This is a genomic window from Bradyrhizobium sp., assembly GCF_049798375.1.
Lineage (GTDB): Bacteria > Pseudomonadota > Alphaproteobacteria > Rhizobiales > Xanthobacteraceae > Bradyrhizobium.
This window is the reverse complement of the sequence record NZ_JBARGP010000486.1, coordinates 1-6799: the sequence shown is the minus strand read 5'-3', so window position 1 is coordinate 6799 and position 6799 is coordinate 1. Positions and strand designations below refer to the sequence as shown.

Annotated in this window: 5 protein-coding genes; 3 read left to right on the top strand and 2 right to left on the bottom strand. The window is 64.5% G+C overall.

The window, feature by feature from the left end; translation table 11 throughout:
- A partial coding sequence (locus WA702_RS19955; protein WP_425112268.1) for a DUF3459 domain-containing protein occupies positions 1 to 1130 on the top strand: 1130 nt, incomplete at its 5' end.
- Positions 1130 to 3925 carry a malto-oligosyltrehalose synthase gene (gene treY / locus WA702_RS19950; protein WP_425112267.1) on the top strand — a complete coding sequence of 932 codons (2796 nt, stop codon included), beginning with the start codon at positions 1130 to 1132 and terminating at the stop codon, positions 3923 to 3925. The genes WA702_RS19955 and treY, both read left to right, overlap by 1 nt.
- A gap of 6 nt (positions 3926 to 3931) precedes the next feature.
- Here the strand turns inward: treY and WA702_RS19945 are convergent, their stop codons facing one another.
- Positions 3932 to 4243: a polyhydroxyalkanoic acid system family protein gene (locus tag WA702_RS19945; protein WP_425112266.1), complete on the bottom strand. Its 312-nt coding sequence runs from the start codon at positions 4241 to 4243 to the stop codon at positions 3932 to 3934.
- A 176-nt stretch (positions 4244 to 4419) separates the two neighbouring features.
- Here WA702_RS19945 and WA702_RS19940 point away from each other — a divergent pair, with 176 nt between their 5' ends.
- Complete coding sequence (locus WA702_RS19940) at positions 4420 to 4584, top strand: DUF3309 family protein (protein WP_425112265.1); 165 nt, start codon at positions 4420 to 4422, stop codon at positions 4582 to 4584.
- 151 nt (positions 4585 to 4735) lie between these two features.
- Here the strand turns inward: WA702_RS19940 and ligD are convergent.
- Positions 4736 to 6799 (bottom strand): DNA ligase D (gene ligD / locus WA702_RS19935; RefSeq protein WP_425112264.1); only part of this gene is annotated, 2064 nt, incomplete at its 5' end.

The window sequence follows — 6799 nt, the reverse complement described above, 5'->3', positions numbered from 1 at the left end:
TTACCGAAGCTCATACGCCATGGGGCAGCGCGATCGACTACCGCGTGCCCGAGGTGCGGGCGTTCGCGATCGAAAATGCCTTGCACTGGCTCAATGATTACCGCTTCGATGGCCTGCGCTTCGATGCTGCCAACCACATCGTCGGCCTGCACGACGAGATCCCGCTGCTGCATGAGCTGAGCGCCGCCGTCGGTGATCTCGCTGGGGAAACCGGGCGGCACATTCACCTTGTGCTGGAGAACGGCGACAACAGCGCCAGCATGCTCGATTCGACCGAGAATCCGCCGCGCGGCAAATATCGCGCTCAGTGGAACGACGACTATCATCACGTCTGGCACGTGATGCTGACCGGTGAGAGCGCCGGTTACTATGGCGACTATCAGGACCATCCGCGCGGCCGGCTTGCCCGTGCCCTCGGCTCTGGCTTCATCTATCAGGGCGAACACGCGCCCTTCTGGGGCGGCGTGCCGCGAGGCGAGCCGAGCGGGCACCTGGCACCGAATGCCTTCGTCAATTTCCTGCAGAACCACGATCAGATCGGCAATCGCGCGCTCGGCGACCGGCTGGATTCGATCGCTGCTCCTGAGACGATCGCTGCGGCGCTCACGGTGACATTGCTGACGCCGATGGTGCCGATGCTGTTCATGGGCGAGGAATGGGGCTCCCGACGGCCATTCCCGTTCTTCTGCGACTTCGAAGGCGGCCTTGCCGACGCGGTGCGCAAAGGTCGGCGCATCGAGTACCAATGGGCCTATGCCAAATTTGGCGACGAGGTACCCGACCCGCTCGCCGTCGAGACGTTCAGATCTGCCGTGCTCGACTGGGATTCGCGCCATCAATCACCGGGCAAGGAGCGCCTCGCGCTGGTGCGCGCGCTGCTCGCAATACGGCACAAGGACATCGTGCCGCGGCTGCCGGGCGCCGTGTTCGGCGCAGCGCATGCCGGCGCTGATGGCCTCCTCACCGCGCATTGGATCATGGGCGATGGCTCGCGCCTGCAACTGATCGTCAATCTGTCACCGGCCGAGATTGCAGCGCCCAAGCGCCGCGAGGCCACGCCGATCTGGGGCGGCGCCGTCGCTGATCGTCTGCCGCCCTGGTCGGTGTACTGGAGCCTTGGAGGAAGCTGATGGCTCCCGCAATTCCGCTCGCAACCTATCGCCTGCAGCTCACTGCGGATTTCAATTTCGACGCGGCCGTAGCCGTCGTGCCATACTTGAAGGCGCTCGGCATCAGCCACGTCTATGCCTCACCATTCATGAAGGCGCGCAAAGGCTCTGCGCATGGCTACGATGTCGTCGATCATACCAAGTTCAATCCCGAGCTCGGCGGCGAAGAGGGCTTTGCCCGGCTTTCCGCGGCATTGAAGGCGCACGACCTCGGCCTCATCCTCGACTTCGTGCCGAACCATGTCGGCGTCCACTACGATGACAATCCCTGGTGGCTCGACGTGCTCGAATGGGGACCGGCATCGCCGCATGCGGCCTCCTTCGATATCGATTGGGACCAACTGCCCTATCGCGCGCGCGGGGGCGTGTTGCTGCCCATCCTCGGCTCGTCCTACGGCCAGGCACTGGAGAGTGGCGAGATCGAGCTGCGCTATGACGCCAATGAGGCCAGCTTCTCCTGCTGGTACTACGAGCACCGGCTGCCGATCGCACCCGAACGCTACGGCGAGATCCTGCGGATCATCGTGCAGGACGCCGGCGCCGAGCAGAGCGATGCCGGCCGGCGCATCCTCGAACTCGCCGCGCGCCATCAGGGCCTGCGCCATCCGAACCGCAAGGAGGCGCCCGGCTTCAAGGCCGAGCTCAAGGCGATCGCCGGCGCGGACGCGATCATCGCGCGGGGCCTCACTGCGTATCGCGCAGGCCCTGACCGGCCGGCCCAGACACTGGCGCTACATCATCTCCTGGAGCGACAGCATTACAAGCTCGGCCATTGGCGGCTGGCTTCGAGCGACATCAACTATCGCCGCTTCTTCGACGTCAACACACTGGCCGGGTTGCGCGTCGAGGATGCCGGCACTTTCGAGGCAATCCATCGACTGGTGAAGAAGCTGATCGCCGATGGGCAGCTGCAGGGTCTGCGGCTCGATCACATCGACGGCTTGCGCGATCCCGCGCAATATTTCCAGCGGCTGCGCCGCCTGATCCGTGATGCCCGCGGCCCCGCGGCCGGGCCATTCTATGTGGTGATCGAGAAGATCGTCTGCGAGCAGGAGAAGCTGCCGAGCTTTACCGGCGTGCACGGCACCACCGGCTATGAGTGGATGAACACGATCACGCACGTGCTGATCGACGGCAAAGGGCTCGAGCCGCTGGACGAGGTCTGGCGCCAGCTTTCTAACAGCGCGCCGCAACTGGAGCCGGTGCTGAAGGCGGCCAAGCGCCGTGTGCTGGAGACGCTGCTGACCTCTGAGTTCACGGTGCTGACGCGGCTGCTTGCCCGCATCGCCAACGGCCACTACTCGACCCGCGACTATTCGGAGGATAGCCTCCGGCAGGCGCTCGAGCTCTACGTGCTGCATTTCCCGGTCTATCGCACCTATCTGACCACGGCGATGCCGACCGCTGCCGACCGCGCGCTGATCGACCATGCGATCGCCCACGCGCGCGCCGAATGGTTTGCCTCCGACGGCTCGATCTTCGACTTCCTGCGCGATGCGCTGACGATGGATCTGATCAGGGGCGACCGCAAGGCGACACACAGCGTGCCGCGCCTACGCCGTTTTGCGCTTAAGGTGCAGCAGTTCACCGGGCCTGTCATGGCGAAGTCTCTGGAGGATACCGGCTTCTATCGCTTCCACCGGCTGCTGGCGTTGAACGAGGTCGGCGGCAATCCGGCTGCGCACGCGCTGTCCATTCCGGGCTTCCACGCGCTGATGCGCGACCGCGCCAAGCAGTGGCCGCACGGCATGAGCGCAACCGCGACCCACGATACCAAGCGCGGCGAGGATGCCCGCGCGCGGCAAATGGCCCTGACCGAGATCCCGTCCGACTGGACCTCGGCGGTGGCGCGCTGGAAGCTTCTGAACGCGCCGCACCTCGTCACCGACGGTGTCTCGCGCAGCCCTTCGGCGACGTTCGAATACATGCTGTACCAGACGCTGCTCGGCATCTGGCCGGCCGATGGCGACGATGAGACGCTGATGGAGCGGCTGCAGGCCTATGCGCTGAAGGCCGCACGCGAAGGCAAGCAGGAGACGAGCTGGCTCAATCCCAACGAGGCCTATGAGGCCGGCTTGCAGACCTTCATTGCCCGCATCCTCGATCCGGCGCTGTCAGCAGAATTCCTGCAATCCCTCGACACGTTCACGCGGCGAACCAGCCTGCTCGGCGCGCTGAATTCGTTGAGCCAGATTACGCTGAAGGCGACGATGCCCGGCGTACCGGACTTCTATCAGGGCACCGAGTTCTGGGATCTCTCGATGGTCGATCCCGACAATCGCCGTCCGGTCGATTTCGGCGCGCGCGAAGCCGCGCTGCGCGAGGTCGAGACGCCGGATTGGGCCAGCCTGACGCGCGATTGGCGCGATGGCCGTGTCAAGCTGGCCTGGACGCGCCAGCTGCTGCGGCTGCGCGACGCGCTTCCGGCAGTGTTCACCAGTGGCTCCTATGAACCGCTCGAGGTCAGCGGTCCGCATGCCGCTCACGTCATCACCTTTGCCCGAAGGCATGGCGATGATGCGGCCATCATCGTGGTGGGCCGCGCGATGGCACGGTTCTCAGACAACGGCCGCGCATGGCCACGCGCCGATGCCTTCGACGCAACGGTGCAACTCGGCGGCTACGTGGTCGACGGGTTCGAAGGGATGACGGAGCTTGCTGTGTCCGCGCTGTTCACCGATCTGCCGGCGGCCATCGTGAAGGCTCGCGCTGCCGATGCTGCTGCACCGCAACTACGCTCACGCGCGACCGCCTGACAGAGCTCAGCTCTTCTTGGTCAGCAGCAGCTGCCCGCGGCTGCGGATCGCCGTCTGCGCCATTTCGGCGAAGCGCTGCAGCAGCCAAGGCAACACGACCTCCACGCGCACTTCCGCCTCGCCGACATCGATGCGGCCGGACGCGGCCTGCCCGAGCGCACGCACGCGGAAGATCATTTGATCCCCGTCCCAGCGCTCTTCATCGACCTTAAGCACCGGCACGCTGGTTGCCGCGCGCGTCAGCCCGGTTTTTAGCCGTCGCACGGCCTCTTCCTTGCCGAGACGGTGGGGAATGGACACAACGAGGGGTGCTGACATCGCAACTACTCTCTTATTAGACCTGTTTTGGCGATCCGCGCGTCGATATCTGCTGCGGCCGGGAAACCACAGCGCGATTTTCCCGACAACGCGCGCGGAACTTTCGAAGTTCCCACCGGTTTCCTCGGCGAAGGCAGAGCAAATTGTCGCCCTCCTGCCGGGGCAGAGGAGGAGTTATGTCTATCGGAACAATCATCCTGATCATTCTCGTGATCGCGCTGCTCGGCGGCTTTTCGGGCATCGGCGGCGGGCCGTTCTATGGCACGGGCTATTATGGCGGCGGCGGTCTCGGCCTGATCATCGTCATCCTGCTGATCCTGGTCCTGCTCGGACGCATCTGACGCCCGTAGCTGGCGCATCCGCTCGCTCAGAACGGCAACGAAGCGTCAGCCGAACACAATCATAATCGTCTCGCATCGCCCGCCCTGAGCGGGCGATGCAGCATTCCGGAGGCACCGCACGATATTTAAACGACCGCGCGTCGTCGTCCGTTCAAATCTTTCCGGCCAGCTTCTTGATCGCCGGCTTGATCGAGCTGGCCGCATCATCGTAGCCGTCCCAGGCCTTGGTCTTTGGCAACAGGCCGGGCACGCTGCGCACGGTGTAGCGCTTCGGATCGAGGTCATTCTTCACTTGCGCCCAGGTCAACGGCATCGACACCGTCGCGCCCGGGCGCGCCCGTGGCGACAACGGCGCGACTGCGGTCGACATCCGGTCATTGCGCAGATAGTCGAGGAAGATCTTTCCCTTGCGCAACTTCTTCGACATGTTGAGCAGATATTGCTCGGGATTGTCGTTGGCCATCCACTGGCAGACACCTTGCGCGAACGCCTTGGCTTCCGGCCAGCTCACCTTGTCGCGCGCGCCATGACGCAGCGGCGTCACCACGTGCAGGCCCTTGCCGCCGGTGGTCTTGCAGAAGCTTTCGAGGCCGACATCCTTCAGCCGTTGCCGCATCTCCTTGGCCGCGGCAATGACTTCGCTGAAGTCGACATTCGGCGCGGGGTCGAGATCAAACACCAGCCGCCCCGGCACGTCATATGCGTCCGGCGCACAATTCCACGGGTGCAGCTCGATGCCGGCAACCTGCGCCACGGCGGCCAACCCCGCGACGCGATCGATCTGCAAATAGGGCTTCCGATCGCCGGAGACCTTGACCAGCTCGATCAGTTCGGAGGTGCCCTGCATGCCATGGCGCTGGAAGAATTTCTCGCCATCGATGCCGTCGGGAGCGCGCACGATCGAGCACGGCCGCCCCTTCAAATGCGCGATCATCCAGTCGCCGACGTCTTCGAGATAGCGCGCCAGATTGAGCTTTGTCACGGGCTCGTCGTCGCCGGCATCCGGCCACAACGCCTTGTCGGGCTTGGAGATGGTGACCCCCATCACCTCGGCGCTTCTGGCCTTCGACGGCGTCCGATGCACAATGGTGCCCGCGCTGGCAGCGGTCGCGGCAGCCCGCGCCAGCGGCTTGTTCACCTTGGTCATGACCGGCTGCTCCGCCACGACCTCGTTGGCCGGTTTGTCCTGACGCAGCCCCTTGAAGGCGGCCTGTCGGACATTGCCGCCGTTGGTCCAGCCGGCGAACTCGATCTCCGCCACCAGCTCCGGCTTCAGCCAATGCATGTCGCGGGTCTTGCGCGGCGCGGTCTCGCCGCTGAACGGACTCTCCTTCGCTTCCGCCGCTTTCAGCGCCGGCATCAGCGTCTTTACCTTGTCCTGACCGAACCCGGTGCCGACGACGCCGACATAGGCCAGGTGATCGCCCTTGTTCACGCCGACCATCAGCGAACGGAATTTGCCGTTGGTCGTCTTCCAACCGCCGATCACGACCTCATGGCCCGGCCGCGTCTTGGCCTTGGTCCAGCCCTCGGAGCGGCCGGAGTGATAGGGCGCATCGAGCCGCTTGGACACGATGCCTTCCAGGTTGAGCTTCCGCGCCGATTCCAGCACGGTTTCGCCATCGCTTTCGAAATGCTCGACGTAGCGGATCAGCGGGGTCTTGCCCTTGATATGCGCCCTCAACAGCTTCTGCAGCCGCTGCTTGCGATCCCCCAGCGGCAGGTGCCGCAGATCGAGCCCTTCCGCGAACATTAGGTCGAAGGCAAAGAAGATCAGCTCATCTGTTTGCCCTTCGGAGATCGCCGCCTGCAGCGCGGAGAAGTTTGGATTGCCCTCGGCGTCGAGAGCCACGATCTCGCCATCGACGATCGCATCCGGCAGCTTGCCGGCCTGCTTGGCGATGGCGCCGAACTTCGCAGTCCAATCCAAACCCTTTCGCGTCTTCAGCGTCGCTTCGCCACTCTGGACCCGGATCTGCACGCGATAACCGTCGAACTTGATCTCGTGGCCCCAGCCTTCGCCTCCCGGCGGCTCATCGACGGAAATGCAAAGCTCCGGTTTGACGAAATCCGGCATCGCGGAGACTCGTTTCGGCTCAACAGCTTTCGCCGCCTTCTTCGCAGTCTTCTTGGCGGTCGTGCGTCCTGCCGCCTTGTACTCGCGCGCCTCATGGGCATCGCCGCGGTTGGAGTGCCAGACCGCATCCGCGTCCAT

Bases quoted from the DNA above. Each gene is read 5' to 3' on its own strand.
- WA702_RS19945 (WP_425112266.1), bottom strand. From the start codon at position 4,243: ATGTCAGCACCCCTCGTTGTGTCCATTCCCCACCGTCTCGGCAAGGAA.
- treY (WP_425112267.1), top strand. From the start codon at position 1,130: ATGGCTCCCGCAATTCCGCTCGCAACCTATCGCCTGCAGCTCACTGCG.
- WA702_RS19940 (WP_425112265.1), top strand. From the start codon at position 4,420: ATGTCTATCGGAACAATCATCCTGATCATTCTCGTGATCGCGCTGCTC.